This window comes from Novosphingobium sp. fls2-241-R2A-195 (assembly GCF_030209485.1).
GTDB classification, from domain to species: domain Bacteria; phylum Pseudomonadota; class Alphaproteobacteria; order Sphingomonadales; family Sphingomonadaceae; genus Novosphingobium; species Novosphingobium resinovorum.
The window spans coordinates 61641-82222 of sequence record NZ_JARVRY010000038.1 but is presented as its reverse complement, the minus strand read 5'-3'; the positions used below and the strand labels follow the sequence as shown (position 1 = coordinate 82222).

Below are 20582 nucleotides of genomic sequence, written 5' to 3'. Positions count from 1 at the left end.
GTGAGGACGCTCCCGACGCCGACCCGATGTTCTCGGTATTCGCGTTGATTTCCCCGGCGTCATGGCCCGCGCTCGCCAGCGGGCGTTTCCGCGTGCGCTGACTGCACGCACTCCCCCGTCATCCCAGCGAAGGCTGGGACCGCTGGCAGCGCAAAACCCTACCCTCGGCTAGGCGTCCTGACGATAGTTGGTCGTAACAGGCCAGCGGTCCCAGCCTTCGCTGGGATGACGATGTTGGGGATGACGGGCTTTGTTTGCAAATTCCTCCCCGAGCAAGCTCAGGGAGGAATGGGAGGTCAGCCCAGTATCTCGTTGAAGAACGACAGCATCGAGGCCCAGGACTGGCGATCGGCGCTGACGTTGTAGTCGAGGAAGGCCATGCCCTTGTCCGGGCTGTGCGGGTCGGTGAAGCCGTGCTTCACGTTGCCGTAGCTGTGGAAGTGCCAGTCAGCGCCGGCCGCGTCCATTTCCTCCCAGAAGGCGACGACATCCGTGCGGGGCACGAGCGGGTCGGCATCGCCGTGGCAGACGAGGATGCGGGGCTTGATGCCGCCGAGCTGGGCCGGAGCCGTGGTCGGCAGGGTGCCGTGGAAGCTGACCACGCCGGCCAGATCCTCACCCGCGCGGGCGGCTTCGAGGACGGCCTGACCACCCATGCAGTGGCCGATGGCGAAGAGCTTGAGGCCATCGGCGAGCCCCCGTAGCGCATCGATCCCGGCGATGATGCGGGCGCGGTAGTAGGCGTTGTCGGCGCGCAGCTTCTCGGCGACGGGGAACGAGGCCTCGAAGCTCTCGATCGGCTCGCCGTAGAAGTCGGTGATCATCACCAGATAGCCCTCTGCGGCGAGCTTGCGGGCGCGCTCCTCCATCAGCGGGATGACGTTGGCGATCGTCGGGAACAGGGCGACGGCCGCGCGGGCCGCGCCTTCGGGGCGGGCGAGCCAGCCGGTGAGGGCGACACCGGCGTGTTCGTAGGAAACGGGCTCAAGGGTGGGGGTAGTCGTCACGATGGATATCACTCCGGCAGGAAGTCGGGCACCGAGAGATAGCGCTCGCCGGTGTCATAGTTGAAGCCGAGGACGCGGCTGCCTGCGGGCAGGTCCTTCAGCTTCTGGGCGATGGCGGCAAGCGTCGCGCCCGAGCTGATGCCCACGAGCATGCCTTCCTCGGTTGCGCAGCGACGCGCCCAGTCCTTGGCGTCGGCGGGATCGACCTGAATGGCCCCGTCGATCGACTGGGTGTGAAGGTTGCCGGGGATGAAACCGGCGCCGATACCCTGGATCGGGTGCGGGCCGGGCTGGCCGCCGGAGATCACCGGCGAGAGCGTCGGCTCGACCGCATAGGCCTTCATCGAAGGCCAGCTGGCCTTCAGCGTCTCGGCGCATCCGGTGAGGTGGCCGCCGGTGCCGACGCCGGTTACGAGCACGTCGATGGGCTCATCGGCGAAGTCCTTGAGGATTTCCTGCGCGGTCGTCTTGACGTGGACGTCGACGTTGGCGGGGTTGTCGAACTGCTGGGGCATCCAGGCGCCCGGGGTCGCCTCGATCAGTTCCTTGGCGCGCTCGATCGCGCCCTTCATGCCCTTTTCGCGCGGAGTGAGGTCGAACTTGGCGCCGTAGGCCAGCATCAGGCGGCGACGCTCGACCGACATCGATTCGGGCATGACGAGGACAAGGGTGTAGCCCTTGACCGCTGCCGCCATGGCGAGGCCGATGCCGGTATTGCCCGAAGTCGGCTCGATGATGGTGCCGCCGGGCTTGAGGCTGCCGTCGGCCTCGGCCGCCTCGATCATGGCAAGGCCGATGCGGTCCTTGATCGAACCGCCGGGATTGGCGCGCTCGGCCTTGACCCAGACCTCATGGTCCGGAAACAGGCGGGAGAGGCGGATGTGCGGGGTATCGCCGATGGTGGCGAGGATGCTGTCGGCCTTCATGATTTCTGCTCCCAACGGGCTTCGAAGGTACGTGCCCGGCGCAGTTCCGGGAAGAACCAGGCCCAGGCAAGGGTGATGACTATGGCAGCGCTGCCGCCGAAGACAACTGCTCCGGTAGCGCCGAGAAGGGCTGCGGCGAAGCCCGACTGGAACTCGCCCAGCTCGTTCGAGGCCGAGACGGCGAGGCCCGAGATCGCGGAGACGCGCCCGCGCACGGCATCGGGCGTGCGCAGCTGGACCAGCGAACTGCGGATGAACACCGAGATCATGTCGGCGGCGCCAAGGCATGCTAGGAAGGCGAGCGACAACAGGAAGTGGCGCGAGAGGCCGAAGCCGATCGTCGCCGCGCCATAGGCGACGACGGCCGCCAGCATCTTGACGCCGACGTTCGAGGCCAGCGGTCGGAACGACAGCCACAGCGCCACGACGGCCGCTCCCGCCGCCGTCGCCGCACGCATCTGGCCCAGGCCCTCGGGGCCGACGTGGAGCAGGTCGCGCGCGAAGACCGGCATCAGCGCGGTCGCGCCGCCCAGCAGCACGGCGAAGAGGTCGAGCGTGATGCAGCCGAACAGGAAGCGCTCGCTCCAGACGAACCGGAAGCCCTCGACGATCTGGCGGATCGGGTGAGCCTTGGCCGGATCGCGCGGGATGGCGGGCAAGTGGCGGATCGCCTGGATGGCGATCGAGGCGCCCAGCGTGAACATCGCCGAGCACCAGTAGGGCAGGGCGTGGTGGGCCGCGAACATGAAACCGTAGGCGGCAGGGCCGATGATCGTGCCCGCCTGCATCGCGATCGAGTTGAAGCCGATCGCGCGCGGGATCAGCTTGGGCGGCACGATGTTGGGCGCGATCGCCGACATGGCCGGGCTGATGAATACGCGGACCATGCCGTGCATCACCGCGAAGGCATAGAGCACCGGCAGGCTGCGGATTTCCAGCGTGGTGACGATGCCGAGGCCCAGCGCGACGCACATGTCTAGCAGGGCGGCTGTTCCGGCGACCTTGCGGCGGTCGAAACGGTCGGCGACGACGCCCGCCACCGGGGTCAGCAGGAACACCGGCAGGAACTGTGCGAAACCGAGCAGGCCCAGCTGGAACGAGGCCTGCGTGATCGACATGGCGTAGTCGGTTCGGGCGACGTCGTAGAGCTGGTAGCCGATGATGACGACCGTACCCGTCGTCGCCAGCACCGCGAAGAAGCGGGCCAGCCAGAACTTGCGGTAGTCGGCGATCTGGAGCGGCGAAGTGGGGGCGCCGTCGGGAGAAGGATGGGGGAGACTCACGCGGGCTGCATGGCAGCGTGGCCTCCCCTTGCCAAGACATGCCTATATTGATTTTTCTTCTTTGATTTTCTCAATAGATGGACTTGGCGCAGGGCTCGGGCGGTTTCGTCGAACGGGGATATTGCGAATTGATTATCGGCGAGGGCGCAGGCGGGGATTAGGCTGCAGTGTATCGACCAGTTTCAGAAAGTCATCGACACGGATTATGCGCTCGAACTGGAAACCGGATCGGCCCTCGTGAGTCCAGATCATGTGGGCCTCTATCCGGCCCACTACGGGCAGCCGCATAACAAGGCGTTCACCGCGCTCCAGCGCCATTTCGCCTTGAAGCATGAAGCCTTGGGCGGAGATGTTGACGATGTGCAGATCGAGGTCGCCGAGTTGGCGGTGCTCGGCGATCACGGTGTAATCGACGGGATGACGCGCTGCGCGCCGTTTGTCGGTTACAGTGAGCTGCGCTCCTGCACTCATGGTTTCATGCCTTTTGATCTTTGCCGTCGAAGAACTCTAGGCTCAAATGGCAAACAAGCAGTTAATTCCGCCGACCCTGCCCGGAAGGACAGCCCGAAGGAGCCCGGGCAGGAGTCGGCGGACTGAGTTGTCAGATACCCTTGATGACGCCGTGCTTTTTCTTGCCGACACTGAGCTTGCGGCTTTCCCCGCTGGCCAACCTGATGAGCAGGGTGGGATCGTCCATCGCCACGTCGTCGAGACGCACGGCGCCTTCGGCGATCTTGCGCTTGGCCTCGCCATTGGAGGCGACGAAGCCGAGTTCCACGCAGGCCGCGCCGAGGCGGATGCCGTCGGCGCCGACTTCGATGGTCGGCAGGTCGCCGCCCATGCCGCCGCCCGCGAAGGTCGCCTGCGCGGTGGCTTCGGCGGACTTCGCGGCTTCTTCACCGCGGCACAGCTTCGTCGCTTCGTTGGCGAGAACGATCTTGGCGGCGTTGATTTCGTTGCCTTCAAGGGCTTCGAGGCGCTCGATCTCGTCCAGTGGCAGGTCGGTGAACAGGCGCAGGCGCTTGCCGACGTCGCGGTCGTCGGTGTTGCGCCAGAACTGCCAGTAGTCGAAGTGCGAAAGCTGGTCCTCGTTCAGCCACACCGCTCCGCCGACCGTCTTGCCCATCTTGGTGCCGTCGGCATTGGTGAGCAGCGGCGTCGTCAGGCCGTAGACCTGCGTGCCGTCGACGCGGCGCGAGAGTTCGACGCCGTTGACGATGTTGCCCCACTGGTCCGAGCCGCCCATCTGCAGGCGGCACCCCGCCTTGCGCGACAGTTCCAGGAAGTCATAGGCCTGCAGGATCATGTAGTTGAATTCGAGGAAGCTGAGAGACTGCTCGCGATCGAGCCGCAGCTTGACCGAGTCGAAGCTGAGCATCCGGTTGATCGAGAAGTGCTGCCCGATGTCGCGCAGGAACGGGATGTATTCCAGCTTGTCGAGCCAGTCGGCGTTGTCGACCATGATCGCGTCGCTGGGGCCGTCGCCGAAGGTCAGGAAGCGCTCGAAGACGCGGCGGATCGAGGCGACGTTCTCCTTGATGAGATCCTCGGTCAGCAGCTTGCGCGCTTCGTCCTTGAAGCTGGGGTCGCCGATCTTGCCGGTGCCGCCGCCCATCAGGACGATCGGCTTGTGACCGGCCCGCTGCAACTGGCGCAGCATCATGATCGAGACGAGGTGCCCGACGTGCAGCGAAGGCGCCGTCGGGTCGAAGCCGATATACCCCGGCACCACCTGCTTCGCGGCGTAGGCGTCAAGGCCCTCGGCATCGGTGAGCTGGTGGATGTAGCCTCGCTCGTCGAGGAGGCGCAGCAGGGTCGAATTGTAGGTCATCGGTTCCGCTTCGTTTTAAGGGAAGCGCGCGCCTAGCACGGGGAGGGGGGGAAATAAATGGATGGTCTGCCGCCGTCGTCCCCGACCTGATCCGGGATTGCCTGAAGACAGCCTCCGGTCCCGGCACACGTCCGGGACGCCGCATATCGCCGGAACCGCATTGCCACACGGCCCCGTCAGCGCATAGCGAGTGGTCATGACCGAACTCGTCTTCCACCCCGCACATCCTCCGCTCGCCGTCCGCAGTTTGGAGGCGCGGATCATCGGTCATGACGCCCAGTGGTTACGCGCGCGCTGGAAGATCATGGGTGCGGCACAACTGGTCGTCCCGCCGTTTGCAGGCAAGGGCAGGGCGGATGGCCTGTGGCAGACAACCTGCTTCGAACTGTTCCTCCAGCACGGAGACGGACCGGGCTACACCGAGATCAATCTTTCTCCCTCCGAGCGCTGGAACGTCTACGACTTCACGGCCCGGCGCGAGGGCATGGTCGAAAGGCCGATGCCACGCGAACCCGACTGCACGATCCGGCAAGGCACCGACATGGCGATCTTCGACGCCGCGATCCCCGCCGCCGGACTGCCCCCCGCTCCGTGGCGCTGCGGCTTCACGGCGGTGATCGAGGAGCACGGCGGCACCAAAAGCTACTGGTCGCTCGCCCACAGCAGCGATGCACCCGACTTCCACGATCCGGCTTGCTTCACGGCAACCATTGCGGCACCGAGCGCACCATGAAATTCGGTATAGACCGCCTGCTGGCGGACCCCGCACTGCGCGCTCCGCTCGAAGGCAAGCGCGTTTCGCTCGTCGCCCATCCGGCCTCGGTGACCGAGGGCCTTGTCCATTCGCTCGACGCGCTGATCGCGGCCGGGGTCAACGTGACCAGCGCCTTCGGCCCGCAGCATGGCCTCAAGGGCGACAAGCAGGACAACATGGTCGAGACGCTCGACGAGACCGATCCGGTTTACGGCATCCCGGTGTTCAGCCTCTACGGCGAAGTGCGTCGTCCGACGGGCCAGATGATGTCCACCGCCGACGTCTTCCTGTTCGACCTGCAGGACCTCGGGTGCCGCATCTATACTTTCGTCACCACGCTGCTCTACCTGCTGGAAGAGGCCGCCGCGCAGGGCAAGAGCGTGTGGGTGCTCGATCGGCCCAACCCCGCTGGTCGCCCGATCGAGGGCACCACGCTGCTGCCGGGGCAGGAGAGCTTCGTCGGCGCCGGGCCGATGCCGATGCGCCACGGCCTGACCCTGGGCGAGATGGGCCACTGGTTCATCCGCCGCTTCGGCCTGAACGTCGATTACCGCGTGATCGCGATGGAAGGCTGGGAGCCCGAGGCCGCGCCCGGCTTCGGCTGGCCGCAGGATCGCATCTGGATCAACCCCAGCCCGAATGCCGCCAATCTCAACATGGCCCGCGCCTATGCCGGGACAGTGATGATCGAGGGCGCCACGGTCTCCGAAGGACGCGGCACCACGCGCCCGCTCGAAGTCCTGTTCGGCGCACCGGACATCGACGCCAAGGCGGTGCTTGCCGAGATGCAGGCCTTCGCGCCCGAATGGCTGGCAGGCTGCGCCATCCGCGAATGCTGGTTCGAGCCGACCTTCCACAAGCATGCCAAAAGCCTGTGCAATGGCCTGATGATCCACGCCGAAGGTGCGTTCTACGATCACCATGCATTCCGTCCCTGGCGGTTGCAGGCGCTGGCCTTCAAGGCGATCCGCCGCCTCTATCCCGACTATCCGCTCTGGCGCGACTTCCCGTACGAGTACGAGTTCGAGCGCCTGGCCATCGACGTCATCAACGGCGGTCCGGCCCTGCGCGAATGGGTGGACGATCCGGCCTCCACGCCCGACGATCTCGAAGCCATCGCCGTCGCCGATGAAGCGGCATGGCGCGCGGAAATCGCGGGCCTGCTGCTCTATCCTTGAGGCTCAGGGCGAGGTTAACCCTCCGTCCACCAATCCGACCTAGGGAATTGCCCGTGGTTCGGATCGGAGGGCAGCATGACCGAATGCAACATGTGCGGCAGTGCGAGCGCGAAGCCATTGTTTCGCGCCAAGGGCTACGACCTCGTGCGCTGCGTTCAATGCGATCTCGCCTACGTTTCCAATCCGCCGGATGAGAATGCGCTGCGCAAGCTCTACTCGGCGGGGGAGAGCGATTACCACTCCGAACTGCATGATCCCGGCAGCACCGCCTCACGCCGGATGGCTACCATCGCGGCGCGGCACCTGAAGTTCACGCGGCGCTTCGTTGCATCAGGCCGACTGGTCGACGTCGGCTGTTCCTCCGGCGAATTCCTGCTGCTTGCCCACGAAGCCGGATTCGACTGCTCCGGCATCGAATTCTCGCGCGAATCCGCCGAGGAGGCACACCGCCGCACCGGCCTCGGGATCGAGCGGGGCACATTGCACGACACCACTCTGGCTCCCGGTTCGTGCGACGTACTCACGCTGTTCGACGTGATCGAGCATGTCCCCGATCCTTCCGCCGATTTGCGCGCTGCCTTTGACCTCCTCGCACCGGGCGGGTGGCTGGTGCTGTCGACGCCCAACATCGACGGGCTGTTTCCACGCCTGTCCTACCCGCTGGCGAACCGGCTGGACTACTGGCCCCATCCCGAGCCGCCGCATCACCTGTTCCAGTTCTCGGAGGCGACGCTGGCCAGGATGGTGGAGTCCGCGGGCTTCCGGGTGGCGGGCACCCGCCATTGCAACATCGACCTCGCCTATACCTTCGGCGCCCCGGCGACGCTGGCGCGCATGCCCAAGCGGCTCGCCTATGCGGCCCTGTTCGCACCCGCCGCCAAGCTCGGGCCGCTCGTGGGCATGGGTGACTGGCTCTATCTGGCCGCGCGCAAGCCGTCTGCGAACTGACTGCTCACCCCTTCTTGCGGGTCAACTCGCGCATGGCCGAGTCCAGCCCGTCGAGCGTCAGCGGGTACATCGCTCCGCCCATGATCTCGCGGATCATGCGAGTCGAACCGGAATAGCCCCACTGCCGTTCGGGGCTGGGGTTCAGCCACACCGTCGCCGGATAGGTCTGCACCACGCGGTTCAACCAGACCGTGCCTGCTTCCTCGTTCATGTGCTCCACCGAGCCGCCGGGATGGCTGATCTCGTAGGGGCTCATCGCGGCGTCGCCGACGAAGATCACCTTGTAGTCGTGACCGAACTTGTGGAGCACGTCCCAAGTCGGCGTGCGCTGCGACCAGCGGCGGCGGTTGTCCTTCCATACGCCTTCGTAGAGGCAGTTGTGGAAGTAGAAGAACTCCATGTTCTTGAACTCCGCCGTGGCGGCGCTGAACAGTTCCTCGATCAGCCTGACGAACGGGTCCATCGAGCCGCCGACGTCGAGGAACAGCAAGACCTTCACCGCATTGTGCCGCTCCGGCCGCATGACGACGTCGAGCCAGCCCTGCTTCGCCGTGCCCGAGATCGTGGCGTCGAGATCAAGCTCCTCCGCCGCGCCCTCGCGGGCGAAGCGGCGCAGGCGGCGAAGCGCCACCTTGATGTTGCGGGTGCCGAGTTCGCGGGTGTTGTCGAGGTTGGCGAACTCGCGCTTTTCCCAGACCTTGATCGCGCGGCCCTGCTTGCCTTCCCCGCCGATGCGCACGCCTTCGGGGTTGTAGCCCGAGTGCCCGAACGGCGAAGTGCCGTTGGTGCCGATCCACTTGTTGCCGCCCTGATGCCGCTTTTCCTGCTCCTCCAGTCGCTTCTTCAGCGTTTCCATGATCTCGTCCCAGGAACCGAGCGCCTTCACCGCCTCCATCTCCTCGGCCGAGAAGTAGCGTTCGGCGAGCTTCTTGAGCCAGTCCTCGGGAATCTCGACGGGTTGCTGGCCGTAGTCGCTGAAAATGCCCTCGAACACCTTGCGGAACACCTGGTCGAAGCGGTCCAGCAGGCCCTCGTCCTTCACGAAAGTCGCGCGGCTGAGGTAGTAGAACGCCTCGGGCGTCTGCTCGATCACGTCCTTGTCGAGCGCTTCCAGCAGCACGAGGTGCTCCTTGAGCGAGGCCGGAATGCCCGCGCTGCGCAGTTCGTCGATGAAGTTCAGGAACATGGCGCGCTGCCTCTGCGGGTTGACACGGAACGAGCGGTGAAAATGTGTAACCTTACTCCCGAAACCTCCGGTTTTCCGGGCCTTTTCAAAAGTGCCGTGTGACCTTTCGGTGCACCGTAAGGTGACAGGTTGGAGAGGGGCGGCAGGCAGTTCATGCGGCGCATGCTACCGGTCCTGCGCGGTGTAGGAAAATGCCTCGGCCGTCACGCGTGACTTGGGGCGATGCACGGCCGCGACCAGCACGAAGGAAATATACATCAACAGATACCACGCGCCCAGCTTGCCGAAGTGGACCATCGCCCAGCCGCTGCGCTGGCTCGGGTAGATCCACGCGTGCGAGAACGTCGCGAGGTTCTCCGCGAACCAGATGAACAGCGCGACGAGGAACCAGCCGAGCAGCAGCGGCATCCACCGATCCTCCCGCCAGACACGGAACCAGATGCGGGTGCGGGCGAAACACAGAGCCAGCATGGCGAACAGCGCGAGCCGCAAGTCGGGCAGCCAGTGATGCGCGAAGAAATTGACGTAGATCGCCAAAGCCAGCACCACTGAAAGCCCCTCGCGCGGGTAGCCGGTGAAGCGGAAGTCGAAGATACGCCAGACGCGGGCGATGTAGCTGCCGACGGCCGCATACATGAAGCCCGAGAACAGCGGCACTCCGCCCACCCGCAGCATCGCCGCCTCGGGATATTCCCACGATCCCACAGAGGTCTTGAACAGTTCCATCACGGTGCCGACGACGTGGAAAGCAAGGATGACCTTGGCTTCGTCCAACGTCTCCAGCCGCAGCGCGAGCATCGCCAACTGGATGGCGAGCGCACTGATGGTCAGGAAATCGTATCGGGCGAGCGGCGCATCGTCGGGATAGAACAGGTGCGTGCCAAGGAGCAGCGCGAGCAGCAGCCCGCCAAACAGGCAGGCCCAGCCCTGCTTGAAGCCGAACAGCAGGAACTCGTAGACCCACGCGCGCCAGCCCGGACGCGGCGTGAAGCCCTCGAGCCGCGCGCGGATCACGGCGAAACGCGTGTGCGTGGTCGGCCCTGCGGTCATGACCCGGTGCCGCCGATCAGTCCTGCGGCGTGGGAGCCGGGGCAGGGGGCTGCTGCGGCCAGCGTTCCAGCGCCGGATCGATCACCGCCCAGTCCGGTGCGTCGTCCGTCCAGATCGCCATCGCGGGCTTCACGCCGTGGTCGCCTTCGAGCAGACCGATGCGAATGGTGCGGAACTGCGGGCGCGCGCTCGATCGGCCGAGGACCGGACTGCCGCAGGCCACGCAGAACTCCTGCGTCAGCGTATTGCCGCTGGCCGCGACGTAGACGAACTCGCCGCGATCCCCGGTCAGCGTCACCGCGTCGGTCGGGAACATCGCGTTGTGAGTCGGGCCGCCACCGGCGGCCTTCTGGCACTGGCGGCACCAGCATTGGCGCGTGGCAACCGGCTCCGCGGTGATTTCGACGGTAACGGCACCGCAGTTGCAGCGCCCCGAATACGATGCGGTCATCTCAGCGGTTTCCCCGGGCCATGAAGGCCAGTCGTTCGAACATCATCACGTCCTGCTCGTTCTTGAGCAAGGCCCCGTGCAGCGGCGGGATGGCCTTGGCGGAGTCCCTGTTCTGCAGCACGTCGAGCGGCATGTCCTCGTTCATCAGCAGCTTGAGCCAGTCGAGCAGTTCGCTGGTCGAGGGCTTCTTCTTGAGGCCGGGCACTTCGCGCAGTTCGTAGAAGATCTCCATGGCCTTGCGCACCAGCACCTTCTGGATACCGGGGAAGTGAACGTCGACGATCGCCTCCATCGTCTCGCGGTCCGGGAAGCGGATGTAGTGGAAGAAACAGCGGCGCAGGAAGGCGTCGGGCAGGTCCTTCTCGTTGTTCGAGGTGATGACCACGATGGGGCGCTCGACGGCGGCGACATGCTCGCCGGTCTCGTAGACGTCGAAGGCCATGCGATCGAGTTCGGCGAGGAGATCGTTGGGAAACTCGATGTCGGCCTTGTCGATTTCGTCGATCAGCAGGACCGGCAGGCGCGGCGAGGTGAACGCCTCCCACAATTTGCCCTTGCGGATGTAATTGCCGATGTCGTGCACCCGCGCGTCGCCGAGCTGGCCATCGCGCAGGCGGGCGACCGCGTCGTATTCATACAGGCCCTGATGCGCCTTGGTGGTGGACTTGACGTTCCAGGTGATGAGCGGGGCATCGAGAGCCTCGGCGATCTGTTCGGCCAGCACGGTCTTGCCGGTGCCGGGCTCGCCCTTCACCAGCAGCGGGCGGCGCAGCAGCACGGCGGCATTGACGGCGACCTTGAGGTCCTCGGTGGCGACGTAGTTGCTGGTGCCTTCGAAACGCTGCATCGGCTCATCCTGTGACTTTAACCGTTTGATTAAGCCTTATGGGGTGCGATGCTGCAAGGCAATATCGATCCGGATACGACGGGCAGGCGATGGACTTCCCCGCGCGAGCGTTGCAGAGCAGAGCGCATGGGGCTCGATTTCCTGCGAAAGATGGACTGGCTGGGCGCGGCGCGTTGCGGCGCTTACTTGCGGATTCTCGCGCTGCTCAATGTCGCGATGCTCGCTTGGCTGGTGGCGAGTTCGCATGGCGGTGTCGATCGCAACGGCTTCCTGCTGGGGAGCGATTTCATCAGCTTCTGGACGGTCGGGCACATGCTTCGGGCAGGCGCGGACGTGTACGACGGCGCCGCGCATATCGCCGCGCAAAGGGCCTTCTTTGCATCCGAGGGCGGTTACACCGCCTTCTTCTATCCGCCCTCGTTCCTGCCATTCTGCTGGCCGCTCGGCGGGCTGGGCTATTTCCCGGCGCTCGCCGCGTGGCTGGTGACGACGGGGGCGGTCTATGTCGCGAGCGTGCGGGCGTGGTGGCACCGGTTTTTAGTGCCGGTGCCTTTGTGGCTGCTGCTCCTCGCGTTCCCGGCGGTACCGATCGTGATGACGCATGGCCAGACGGCGTTCCTCGTTGCGGGATTGCTCGGGGCTGGACTGTTGCTCGTGCCCACGCGGCCCGTGCTGGCGGGCGTGTTACTGGGGCTGGCGACGATCAAGCCGCAGTTCGGGCTGCTGCTGCCGATCGTGCTGCTGCTCACCGGTCAATGGCGAACGATCCTCGCAGCCGTCCTCACCGCCGGACTGCTTGCCGCCGCCTCGGCGCTGCTGTTCGGCGGCGAGGTCTGGTCAGGCTGGCTCTCCGCCAGTGCCCGCGCCGAGGAGGCCATGGCGGCAGGCGCGGTCGGCTACGCCAAGATGATGAGCCCCTTCGCGGCGCTCAAGCTGCTGGGCGCCGCGACATCGATTGCCTATACGGTGCAGGCGGTGGTGGCGCTGGTGATAGCGGGCTTGCTGGCGCGGGCAGCATGGCGAAGGGGCTGGTCCGATGGTCTGGCCGCGCTGGCCCTCGCCGGAGCGCCGCTGGTGACGCCCTTCGTGCTCGACTACGACATGGTGCTGCTGGCGTTCCCCCTACTCTGGCTGGTGGGGCAGGGGCTGCGCCACGGCTTCGCCGGGTGGGAGAAGCTGGCGATCCTCCTCGCCTTCGCCGCGCCAGCCTTCGCGCGGCCGCTGGCGATGAACCTTGCCCTGCCGGTGATGCCGCTGGTGCTGGGCCTGTTGTTTGCCGTGCTGTGGCGACGGGTCAGCCGGCCAGCTTCGCCAGTCGCAGCATGAGCACTTCGAAGCGTTTGTTGTCGATCGGCGCCTTCGGATCGTTCCAGCTTCCCGTCACCACCGACCACGCTCCCGACTTGCCCTGCAGCAGCCAGGTCATGCTCATCACGCCGTCTTCCGAGCCGCCCTTGTAGCCCACGTAGGCCCGCGTGCGGGCGGTGGCGCTATCCATCGCCGGGTTGATGGCGAGGATGTCGAACGCCTCGCGGCTGTCGAGGCGGCGCAAGTCGTCCATCACCCCTGCAAGGTCTGCAGGGGAGGAGAACCATTCGATCCGGTCGATCGCCACCGGGCCATGACCGAACACTTCTCCGGGATCGGCCTCGGCGACCCACGAGAGGTCCAGCGCATCGAGCTGGCGCTGGCGTTCCTGCGGCGAGGCGCTGGCATACCGCTCCGTGACCGCATCACCGCCACGCTTGAGGGCGAAGAGCTGCGCGGTCGTCATTATCGGCGCCATCGCCTCGGGCCTTGCGTGCCGGGCGAGGCGGACTTCGCGTGCCAATGCCTCCTGCCCGGCAAGGCGCACCAGCATGTCGGTCGCGGTATTGTCGCTGATGGAGATCATCAGGCTGGCGAGGGTATGCACCGTCACCGGCGCACCGTCGGGGAGGGTGTGCACGGTGCCGCTCGGGAAGGACTTGCCCGATACGGGCACGACGTCGCTCCAGCGCCGCTTGCCTTCCTTCACCTGCCGCGCAAGCGCCGCGAGGACGCAGAGCTTGAACGAGGAGCCCACTGCGAACGGTGTCGTCACCTCGCGGCCCTTCGCGAGCACCGGCGCGTCATCACCGAGGCGATAGACCGCGAACCCGGCCTTTCCCGGCAGGGCTGCGAAATCCGCATCCAGCTTGTCGAGGCTGTCGCCTGCAGGCGTCACCGCGAAGATACGAAAGCCCGCCACCAGGGGCTTGTCGCCCGGTCCCAGTTCGATCCGGGCGGGCGCGGTGGCATTGGCGAGTTTCAGGGTGAAGGTGGCCGAACGCTGCTGTTCGCGCTTGAAGTCCGCATATCCTTCCACCGTCCCGCCCTGCGCCGCGATCTGCGAGGTGAGGGCACGAAGGCGCTCGGCCGGAACTTCGTTCAGGAAGCGGGCGTCGAAAGTCTCTGCGGCATCGCGCTTGCCCTGCATGACCGCGACGACCTCCGCGACACGCTGCTTGAGCAAAGCCTCGGTATCGTCCTGCGCATGTGCCGTGCCGCTACCCAGAACGAGTGCCAGCACGAAACTGAGAAAACCCCGCCATCCGCTCATTGCCTGCCCCCGGCCTGACCATCGCGGGCAGGCTGACGGCAGGCAGGATGAAGGTCAACGGGTGTTCATCGGGCGGTATCCGTCAGGCGTCGATCAGTTCGCGGTCGAGGTCGCCGGCGCGGTTCTGGATGAAGTGGAAGCGATGTTCGGGATTGCGGCCCATCAGGCGGTCGACGAGATCCTTCACGGCGAATCGGCCCTCGCTCTCCTGCGGCAGGGTGATGCGGATCAGGGAGCGGGTGTCCGGGCTCATCGTCGTCTCGCGCAGCTGACCGGGGTTCATCTCGCCAAGGCCCTTGAAGCGGCCGACTTCGACCTTCTTGCCCTTGAACTTCGTCGCTTCCAGCTCCGCCCGGTGCGCATCGTCGCGGGCGTAGGCGGAGGTCGCACCGGAAGTCAGGCGGTAAAGGGGCGGCTGCGCGAGGTAGAGGTGCCCGCGCCGCACGATGTCCGGCATCTCCTGGAAGAAGAACGTCATCAGCAGCGTGGCGATATGCGCGCCGTCGACGTCCGCGTCGGTCATGATGACGATGCGGTCGTAGCGCAAGTTGTCGGCGTTGCAGTCCTTGCGCGTGCCGCAGCCGAGCGCGAGGCCGAGGTCGGCGATTTCCTGGTTGGCGCGGATCTTGTCCGCCGTGGCGCTCGCGACGTTGAGGATCTTGCCGCGGATCGGCAGGATCGCCTGCGTCTTGCGATCGCGCGCCTGCTTGGCAGAGCCGCCTGCCGAATCGCCCTCGACGATGAACAGTTCGGTTTCGCCGTGGCCTTCGCCCGAGCAGTCGGTCAGCTTGCCGGGGAGGCGCAGCTTGCGGGCGTTGGTAGCGGTCTTGCGCTTGACCTCGCGCTCCGCCTTGCGGCGCAGGCGTTCGTCCATGCGCTCCATCACCGAGCCGAGCAGCGCCTTGCCGCGATCGAGGTTGTCGGTGAGGAAGTGGTCGAAGTGGTCGCGCACCGCCGCCTCGACCATGCGTGCGGCCTCGGGCGAGGTCAGGCGGTCCTTGGTCTGGCTCTGGAACTGCGGGTCGCGGATGAAGACCGAGAGCATCACCTCGCTGCCGGTCACCACGTCGTCCGGCGTGATGTCCTTGGCCTTCTTGGCCTGACCGACGAGGTCGGCGAAAGCACGAATGCCCTTGGTCAGCGCGCCGCGCAGGCCCTGCTCATGCGTGCCGCCGTCGGGCGTGGGGATGGTGTTGCAGTACCACGAATACGAGCCGTCGGAGTAGAGCGGCCAGGCGATCGCCCACTCGACGCGGCCCTGTTCGGAGCCGTCCTCGCCCTTGGGAAAGTCCTGCGATCCGGAGAAGAACTGCGTGGTCACGCATTCGCGGGTGCCGATCTGCTCGGCCAGATGGTCGGCAAGGCCGCCGGGGAACTGGAAGGTCGCCTCCGCCGGAACCCCGTCCACCGCGAGTGCAGGCGCGCACTTCCAGCGGATTTCGACGCCTGCGAATAGGTACGCCTTGGAGCGCACCAGCTTGAACAGACGCGCGGGCTTGAACTTCTGGTCGCCGAAGATTTCGGTGTCGGGCGTGAAGGTGACGGCCGTGCCGCGCCGGTTCGGCGCTGCGCCGACACGCTGGATCGGGCCGAGCGTCACGCCGCGAGAGAATTCCTGCGCGTAGAGTTCCTTGTTGCGGGCCACTTCGACGCGGGTCTTCACCGAGAGCGCGTTGACCACCGAGATGCCGACGCCGTGCAGGCCGCCCGAGGTGGCGTAGGCCTTGCCGGAGAACTTGCCGCCCGAGTGCAGGGTGGAGAGAATGACCTCCAGCGCCGACTTGCCCGGGAATTTGGGATGCTCGTCCACCGGGATGCCGCGGCCGTTGTCGGTGATGGTGATGCGGCCGGCGGTGCCGGGCTCCTCTTCCAGCGTCACCTCGATGCGGTTGGCGTGACCGGCGACGGCCTCGTCCATCGCGTTGTCGAGGACTTCGGCCGCAAGGTGGTGCAGCGCGCGCTCATCCGTGCCGCCGATGTACATGCCCGGACGGCGGCGGACGGGTTCGAGCCCCTCCAGCACCTCGATCGCGGAACCGTCATAGGACTCGCCGGTGGCGGCGGGGAGCTTGTCGAAGAGGTCGTCGGACATGACGGCCACTATAGGGCGCGCGGAATCGTGGGGGCAAGCAGGGGTTTGCGCTTTATCCGCAGTGTCTGAGGCGTCGCGTCGGAACCGGCCCACCGCCAGCCCCTCCCGCAAGCGGGAGGGGAGTTCATGTCGTTTTTGCCCGCCCGCTTACGGGAGGGCCGGAAGGCTTGGCAGCTGGCTGCCTAGCCGGACGGGGTGGGCAGAGCCTTACTCCCCGAACTTCACCGGCGCCGGGCTGACGACCTTCATCGTCCCCGCGCCGACCTCGCGCACTTCGAGCGCACGCTCGATCAGCCCGCCCCTGGTGAAGCGGAACGCGCCGTCCACGCCGAGGAAGCCGCCAGGGAACGCCTTGGTGTCGCGCAGGGTATCGACCGGGAAGCGGGTGCCGGGCTTCCAGTCGCGCGCGACGCGAAGGGTCAGGAGCACTGCATCATAGCCGAGCGTGGCGATACGGAACGGTTGGGTGCCGAAGCGCGCGCGGTAGCTCTTGGAGAACTGTGCGAAGCGCTGGTCGGACACGGTCGAATACCAGGCGCCTGCCAGTGCTGCCGAGGCGTTGACGTCGCGCTCGCCGCTCCACAGTTCGGTGCCGAGGATTTTCACGCGGGGCGTTTTCGCGGCGCCCTTGAAGGCCGTGGCGGCACGAACCGAGAGCGATCCGCTGTCGGCGATCAGCAGGGCGTCGAAACCGCCCTTGGCCTTCACGCGCTGCGCGGCCGAGGCGATCGAGACGGCGCTGCGTTCGTAGGGTTCCAGCGCGATCACCGAACCGCCGCTGGCGCGCACCGCCTGCAGCAGCGCCGCGCTGGTGCGGTCGCCGTAGTCGCCGCGCGGGACGAGCGCGCCGAACGTGGAGATGCCCTGCGAACGGGCATACTGCACCGTGCGGGTCACCGACTGCCCGGGCAGGTTGCCCATGATGAGGACATCGCGGTTCGCCGCCTGCTCGTCATTGGAGAACGAGATGACGGGAACCTTGGCCGCCTTGGCGATGCCCGAGACGGCCGGGATGTCGTCGGCGAGCAGCGGGCCGAGGATCAGCTGGTTGCCGTCCGTCACCGCGCGGCGGGCAGCTTCGGCCGGATTGGCGCTGGTGTCGTAGGTCGTCACGCGCAGGTTCTTGGCGGCGGTGTCGAGCAAGGCCATGTTGGCGGCATTGGCGATCGCCTGACCGACGCCCGCATTGGCGCCGGTCATCGGCACCAGCAGCGCGATGCTGTGACGGTCCTTGTCCACCGGCAGTTCGCTCTGCGAGGGAGGAGGCGTGGGCGCGGGCGGCGGGCCGGGCTGCGGCGCCTTGGGCACCACGGTACAACCGGCGACCAGAGCCATGGCGGCCGCGGCGAGAAGACTGCGACGATTGAGGCGCCCGTTCCCTTTAAGGTCGAACATAGCTTGCCGCTCCCTCGGTATCTGGGCCATGAGTCTGGCCGATGGAAAACACACTCTTGCCGGGCCTTTACATAGTCGCAACCCCGATTGGCAACCTGGGGGACATTACCCTCAGGGCAATCGAGACCCTGCGCGGCGTCTCCGCAGTCGCCTGCGAGGACACCCGCGTGACGGGCAAGCTGTTGCATCACCTCGGTTTGAAGAAGAAGCTGGTACGCTACGACGACCATGCCGGAGAGGGCGATCGCGAACGGCTGTTGGCGATGATGGAAGCCGAGCCGGTCGCACTGGTCAGCGATGCGGGGACGCCGCTGATCTCGGACCCGGGCTATCGCCTCGTGCGTACCGCAAGGGAGCGGGGAATCGCGGTAACCAGCCTGCCGGGGCCGAATGCGGCGGTCGTGGCGATGACGCTTTCGGGGCTGCCGAACGACCGCTTCCTGTTCGCCGGTTTCCTGCCGAACAAGGCCAAGGCGCGCGAGGACATGCTTGCTGAACTGGGTAAGGTTCCCGCCACGCTGATCTTCTACGATACGGCGCCGCGCCTTGACGCGTCGCTGGCCGCGATCGCCTCGGTGCTGCCGGGGCGAGAGGTTGCCGTGGGACGGGAACTGACCAAGAAATTCGAGGAATGCCGCAGCGGTTCTCCACAGGAACTGTCGGAATACTACGCCGCGCACCCACCCAAGGGCGAGATCGTGCTGCTGATCGCACCGCCCGGAGAGGAGCCGTTGGGAGAAGTGGACGTCGATGCCCTGCTGCGCGAGGCGCTGGCCACGGCCAAGGCCTCGCAGGCGGCAGCGGCGGTGGCGAAGGCGACTGGGCTCGACCGCAAGACGCTCTATGCCCGGGCACTCGAACTTAAATGAGCGAGCGGCGCAAGCGGGCCGAGCGGCATGGACGGCGCGGGGAGTGGATCGCCGCGCTCTACCTCTGACTCACCGGCTGGCGCGTGGTCGGGCGGCGGGTGAAGACCCGCAAGGGCGAGGTGGATATCGTCGCGCGGCGCGGCTGCACGGTCTGTTTCGTCGAGGTGAAGTGGCGGGCGACGCAGGCGGAACTCGCCATGGCCATCGATGAGCGGCGGCTCAGGCGCGTGGCCGATGCCGCGCAATTGATAGCGAGCCGCTATGCCCGTCCCGGCGACGACCAGCGCATCGACGTGATCCTGATCGCGCCTTGGGTTTGGCCCCGCCGAATCGTCAATGCCTGGCAGCCAGGAGGCTGACGCGGACTTGAAACTCGCGATTGAGGTCGCACCTAGGCGCGAACGCGGCTAGACCGCCGCCGACCAAAGTACCCCCGACTCCGAAAGGCCCGAATCCGCCATGACTTTGCGCGTCGCCGTCCAGATGGACCCGCTCGAAACGATCAAGATCGCGGGCGATTCGAGCTTCGCCCTGATGCTCGCCGCGCAGGTGAGGGGGCACACCCTCTATCACTACGACGTGCGCACGCTCGCCTACGACACCGCGCACGGCGCTGGCGGCCGCCTGACCTGCTGGGGCGCGCCCGTCACCGTCCAGCGCGTCGAGGGCAATCACTTCACGCGCGGCGAGTATCGCCTGATCGACCTCGGCGAAGACATCGACGTGGTGCTGATGCGGCAGGACCCGCCGTTCGATCTTGGCTACATCACCGCGACGCACCTGCTGGAAAGGCTCGCAGGCAAGACGCTGGTGGTCAATGATCCCGCTTCTGTGCGCAATGCGCCGGAGAAGGTCTTCGTGCTCGACTACGCGCGGTTCATGCCGCCGACTTTCATCGCCCGGCGGATCGAGGACGTGAAGGCGTTCAACCTGCGCCATCCCGGCGACCTCGTGATCAAGCCGCTGCACGGCAACGGCGGCAAGGCGGTGTTCCGCGTGCCCGCCGATGGATCAAACCTCGGCGCGCTGATCGAGATGTTCGAGAACGCCTGGGTCGAGCCGTTCATGGTCCAGCCCTTCCTCCCCGACGTGTCGGAAGGCGACAAGCGCATCGTCCTTGTCGACGGCGAGTTCGCGGGCGCCATCAACCGCAAGCCGGGCGAGGGCGAGTTCCGCTCGAACCTCGCGGTGGGCGGCTCGGCCGAGGCCAGCACGCTCACTTCGGCGGAAGAGGAAATCTGCGCGGCGCTTGGGCCGGAACTCAAGGCGCGGGGGCTGGTTTTCGTCGGTATCGACGTGATTGGCGGAAAATGGCTGACGGAAATCAACGTGACTTCGCCCACCGGCATCGTGGCGATCGACCGGTTCAACGGCACAGATACGGCCGCGCGCATTTGGGATGCGATCGAAAGGCGGCATGCCGCGATGTGATCTTTTCTCCTGCCCCTTCAGGGGCGGGATACGCAGGCTTGGCCGCTCAGCGGCCCAGCCGAAGTTGGGTGGGGCTGGTGGTCAAGCTCCGCTTCCAAGCTGCGCTATCCTTCCCCCTGACAGGGCAAGGACAACCGGGTGTCGCTCATCGTGGGTGAATGGATCTACGAAATCATCCGGCAGGGCGGCTATCTCGGCATCATGTTCCTCATGGCGCTGGAGAATATCATCCCGCCGATCCCCTCCGAAGTCATCATGGGCCTCGGAGGGATCGCCGTCGCACGCGGGGACATGCATTTCTGGCCTCTGCTGTTCTGGGGAACTTTAGGCTCGACCCTCGGCAACTACGTGCTGTTCCTGATATCCGACCGCCTCGGCTACGAGCGACTGCGGCCGTTCATCGACCGCTGGGGCCGCTGGCTGACGCTGGAATGGCACGATGTCGAAGTGGCCGGACGCTTCCTGCGCAGGCACGGGCACTGGGTGGTCTTCGTGTTCCGCTTCATGCCGATGTTCCGTTCGGTAATCTCGATCCCGGCCGGGCTGGCCCACATGGGGCACGTGAAGTTCTTCGCCTTCACCTTTTTCGGCGCGGCGATCTGGAATGTCCTGCTGATCATCGGCGGCAAGTGGCTCGGCAACACGCTGGCACAGGCGGAGCAGTGGCTCGGCTGGGCGACGCTGGCGGTCGCGGTGGTGACCGTAGTGTTCTACGTCTGGCGGGTGCTGCGCTGGAAGCCCCGTTCAGAATAG

At 66.2% G+C, this 20582-nt stretch carries 20 protein-coding genes; 8 read left to right on the top strand and 12 right to left on the bottom strand.

Going from position 1 to position 20582, the window contains the following annotated elements:
- Positions 1–296 precede the first annotated feature (296 nt).
- From QRN25_RS24775 to tyrS, 5 genes are all read right to left on the bottom strand, one after another.
- Complete coding sequence (locus QRN25_RS24775) at positions 297–1007, bottom strand: dienelactone hydrolase family protein (RefSeq protein ID WP_285022060.1); 711 nt, start codon at positions 1005–1007, stop codon at positions 297–299.
- An 8-nt stretch (positions 1008–1015) separates the two neighbouring features.
- Positions 1016–1933, bottom strand: a complete 918-nt coding sequence (gene cysK / locus QRN25_RS24770) for a cysteine synthase A (protein ID WP_008832783.1) — start codon at positions 1931–1933, stop codon at positions 1016–1018.
- Positions 1930–3216, bottom strand: coding sequence for an MFS transporter (locus QRN25_RS24765; protein ID WP_285022059.1), 1287 nt, complete (start codon positions 3214–3216; stop codon positions 1930–1932). The genes cysK and QRN25_RS24765 overlap by 4 nt, the downstream gene beginning before the upstream one ends.
- Before the next feature lie 132 nt (positions 3217–3348).
- A complete protein-coding gene (locus QRN25_RS24760; RefSeq protein ID WP_285022058.1) occupies positions 3349–3687 on the bottom strand; it encodes a PilZ domain-containing protein in 339 nt (112 codons plus the stop codon).
- Positions 3688–3817: 130 nt separating this feature from the next.
- On the bottom strand, positions 3818–5047 hold the full coding sequence (gene tyrS, locus QRN25_RS24755) for a tyrosine--tRNA ligase (protein WP_285022056.1): 1230 nt from the start codon (positions 5045–5047) through the stop codon (positions 3818–3820).
- 196 nt (positions 5048–5243) lie between these two features.
- Here tyrS and QRN25_RS24750 point away from each other — a divergent pair, with 196 nt between their 5' ends.
- From QRN25_RS24750 to QRN25_RS24740, 3 genes are all read left to right on the top strand, one after another.
- Positions 5244–5780, top strand: a complete 537-nt coding sequence (locus tag QRN25_RS24750) for a DOMON-like domain-containing protein (protein ID WP_285022055.1) — start codon at positions 5244–5246, stop codon at positions 5778–5780.
- Positions 5777–6979, top strand: a complete 1203-nt coding sequence (locus QRN25_RS24745; protein WP_271183345.1) for an exo-beta-N-acetylmuramidase NamZ family protein — start codon at positions 5777–5779, stop codon at positions 6977–6979. The genes QRN25_RS24750 and QRN25_RS24745 overlap by 4 nt, the downstream gene beginning before the upstream one ends.
- A 75-nt stretch (positions 6980–7054) precedes the next feature.
- Positions 7055–7927 (top strand): class I SAM-dependent methyltransferase, encoded by an 873-nt coding sequence (locus tag QRN25_RS24740; protein WP_271183344.1) that lies wholly within the window; start codon positions 7055–7057, stop codon positions 7925–7927.
- 4 nt (positions 7928–7931) lie between these two features.
- Here QRN25_RS24740 and QRN25_RS24735 read toward each other — a convergent pair whose 3' ends face one another.
- The 4 genes from QRN25_RS24735 to QRN25_RS24720 form a co-directional block, all read right to left on the bottom strand.
- Positions 7932–9113 (bottom strand): vWA domain-containing protein, encoded by a 1182-nt coding sequence (locus QRN25_RS24735; RefSeq protein WP_285022053.1) that lies wholly within the window; start codon positions 9111–9113, stop codon positions 7932–7934.
- A gap of 165 nt (positions 9114–9278) precedes the next feature.
- On the bottom strand, positions 9279–10163 hold the full coding sequence (locus tag QRN25_RS24730; protein WP_271183342.1) for a DUF817 domain-containing protein: 885 nt from the start codon (positions 10161–10163) through the stop codon (positions 9279–9281).
- A gap of 16 nt (positions 10164–10179) precedes the next feature.
- Positions 10180–10614 carry a GFA family protein gene (locus QRN25_RS24725; RefSeq protein ID WP_271183341.1) on the bottom strand — a complete coding sequence of 145 codons (435 nt, stop codon included), beginning with the start codon at positions 10612–10614 and terminating at the stop codon, positions 10180–10182.
- A gap of 1 nt (position 10615) precedes the next feature.
- Positions 10616–11461 (bottom strand): AAA family ATPase, encoded by an 846-nt coding sequence (locus tag QRN25_RS24720; protein WP_008833173.1) that lies wholly within the window; start codon positions 11459–11461, stop codon positions 10616–10618.
- Between the two features lie 126 nt (positions 11462–11587).
- Between QRN25_RS24720 and QRN25_RS24715 the strand changes: the two genes are divergently transcribed.
- Positions 11588–12787, top strand: coding sequence for a glycosyltransferase family 87 protein (locus tag QRN25_RS24715; RefSeq protein ID WP_285022050.1), 1200 nt, complete (start codon positions 11588–11590; stop codon positions 12785–12787).
- Here the strand turns inward: QRN25_RS24715 and QRN25_RS24710 are convergent.
- The 3 genes from QRN25_RS24710 to QRN25_RS24700 all read right to left on the bottom strand — a co-directional run bounded on the left by QRN25_RS24710 (position 12756) and on the right by QRN25_RS24700 (position 17529).
- Positions 12756–14042: a serine hydrolase gene (locus QRN25_RS24710; RefSeq protein ID WP_285022048.1), complete on the bottom strand. Its 1287-nt coding sequence runs from the start codon at positions 14040–14042 to the stop codon at positions 12756–12758. The two genes, QRN25_RS24715 and QRN25_RS24710, sit on opposite strands and share 32 nt — an antisense overlap.
- A gap of 82 nt (positions 14043–14124) precedes the next feature.
- Positions 14125–16134, bottom strand: a complete 2010-nt coding sequence (gene parE / locus QRN25_RS24705; RefSeq protein ID WP_271183337.1) for a DNA topoisomerase IV subunit B — start codon at positions 16132–16134, stop codon at positions 14125–14127.
- A 207-nt stretch (positions 16135–16341) separates the two neighbouring features.
- A complete protein-coding gene (locus tag QRN25_RS24700) occupies positions 16342–17529 on the bottom strand; it encodes a penicillin-binding protein activator (RefSeq protein ID WP_285022046.1) in 1188 nt (395 codons plus the stop codon).
- Positions 17530–17570: 41 nt separating this feature from the next.
- On the opposite strand from QRN25_RS24700, the gene rsmI reads away from it, so the two are divergent.
- From rsmI to QRN25_RS24680, 4 genes are all read left to right on the top strand, one after another.
- Positions 17571–18398 (top strand): 16S rRNA (cytidine(1402)-2'-O)-methyltransferase, encoded by an 828-nt coding sequence (gene rsmI, locus QRN25_RS24695; RefSeq protein WP_285022043.1) that lies wholly within the window; start codon positions 17571–17573, stop codon positions 18396–18398.
- An 83-nt stretch (positions 18399–18481) separates the two neighbouring features.
- On the top strand, positions 18482–18757 hold the full coding sequence (locus QRN25_RS24690; protein WP_285022041.1) for a YraN family protein: 276 nt from the start codon (positions 18482–18484) through the stop codon (positions 18755–18757).
- A 100-nt stretch (positions 18758–18857) separates the two neighbouring features.
- On the top strand, positions 18858–19829 hold the full coding sequence (gene gshB, locus QRN25_RS24685) for a glutathione synthase (protein WP_285022039.1): 972 nt from the start codon (positions 18858–18860) through the stop codon (positions 19827–19829).
- A gap of 150 nt (positions 19830–19979) precedes the next feature.
- Positions 19980–20582 carry a DedA family protein gene (locus QRN25_RS24680; RefSeq protein WP_271183525.1) on the top strand — a complete coding sequence of 201 codons (603 nt, stop codon included), beginning with the start codon at positions 19980–19982 and terminating at the stop codon, positions 20580–20582.

Coding starts and splice junctions, on each gene's coding strand:
- cysK (WP_008832783.1), bottom strand. CDS start 1,933: ATGAAGGCCGACAGCATCCTCGCCACCATCGGCGATACCCCGCACATC.
- QRN25_RS24760 (WP_285022058.1), bottom strand. CDS start 3,687: ATGAGTGCAGGAGCGCAGCTCACTGTAACCGACAAACGGCGCGCAGCG.
- tyrS (WP_285022056.1), bottom strand. CDS start 5,047: ATGACCTACAATTCGACCCTGCTGCGCCTCCTCGACGAGCGAGGCTAC.
- QRN25_RS24750 (WP_285022055.1), top strand. CDS start 5,244: ATGACCGAACTCGTCTTCCACCCCGCACATCCTCCGCTCGCCGTCCGC.
- QRN25_RS24745 (WP_271183345.1), top strand. CDS start 5,777: ATGAAATTCGGTATAGACCGCCTGCTGGCGGACCCCGCACTGCGCGCT.
- QRN25_RS24740 (WP_271183344.1), top strand. CDS start 7,055: ATGACCGAATGCAACATGTGCGGCAGTGCGAGCGCGAAGCCATTGTTT.
- QRN25_RS24735 (WP_285022053.1), bottom strand. CDS start 9,113: ATGTTCCTGAACTTCATCGACGAACTGCGCAGCGCGGGCATTCCGGCC.
- QRN25_RS24730 (WP_271183342.1), bottom strand. CDS start 10,163: ATGACCGCAGGGCCGACCACGCACACGCGTTTCGCCGTGATCCGCGCG.
- QRN25_RS24725 (WP_271183341.1), bottom strand. CDS start 10,614: ATGACCGCATCGTATTCGGGGCGCTGCAACTGCGGTGCCGTTACCGTC.
- QRN25_RS24720 (WP_008833173.1), bottom strand. CDS start 11,461: ATGCAGCGTTTCGAAGGCACCAGCAACTACGTCGCCACCGAGGACCTC.
- QRN25_RS24715 (WP_285022050.1), top strand. CDS start 11,588: ATGGGGCTCGATTTCCTGCGAAAGATGGACTGGCTGGGCGCGGCGCGT.
- QRN25_RS24710 (WP_285022048.1), bottom strand. CDS start 14,042: ATGAGCGGATGGCGGGGTTTTCTCAGTTTCGTGCTGGCACTCGTTCTG.
- parE (WP_271183337.1), bottom strand. CDS start 16,134: ATGTCCGACGACCTCTTCGACAAGCTCCCCGCCGCCACCGGCGAGTCC.
- QRN25_RS24700 (WP_285022046.1), bottom strand. CDS start 17,529: ATGTTCGACCTTAAAGGGAACGGGCGCCTCAATCGTCGCAGTCTTCTC.
- rsmI (WP_285022043.1), top strand. CDS start 17,571: ATGGAAAACACACTCTTGCCGGGCCTTTACATAGTCGCAACCCCGATT.
- gshB (WP_285022039.1), top strand. CDS start 18,858: ATGACTTTGCGCGTCGCCGTCCAGATGGACCCGCTCGAAACGATCAAG.